This is a genomic window from Haemophilus sp. UMB1048 (assembly GCF_030218125.1).
Lineage (GTDB): Bacteria > Pseudomonadota > Gammaproteobacteria > Enterobacterales > Pasteurellaceae > Haemophilus_D.
Genome location: NZ_JASOPB010000035.1, coordinates 1 through 389 on the forward strand (window position 1 = coordinate 1; position 389 = coordinate 389).

At 33.4% G+C, this 389-nt stretch carries 1 protein-coding gene; it reads right to left on the reverse strand.

From position 1 onward, the window contains the following. Positions 1-318: plasmid recombination protein (locus QP437_RS09760; protein ID WP_285267703.1), on the reverse strand; the 318-nt coding region annotated here is incomplete at its 3' end. Between the last annotated feature and the right edge of the window lie 71 nt (positions 319-389).

Genomic DNA, 389 nt, shown 5'->3' on the forward strand with positions numbered 1-389 from the left:
TCCATATTCATTATGCAAATATTCCATTTGAACTTTAATCCAATCCTCTAAATTTTTGCTATTTGCAAAAAATTCCGGAGAAGCTGTTAAAACTAATTCATTACAAATAACAGAAGTAGAATTACGAGCTTTAACATTTGTTGCTTGAAACCTTGCATTAATATCAGTCCTTAAATCACCAGAACCGATTAAAATTCGGTTTTGGGATTTAAGGTTAGGATCTGCATTATGTGTTTTCCTCAATCGCATATTGTGAGAATTTTTTCCAGCGATTGAAGTATTTTTTGTTTTTTCCACTCTTAAAATTGCATAAGCCATATTCGAAAACCTCCCAGTAAAAGCAGTAAGGTTTTTTCTTTTTGGCCCCAGCCAGGCTCACACCGAGATTT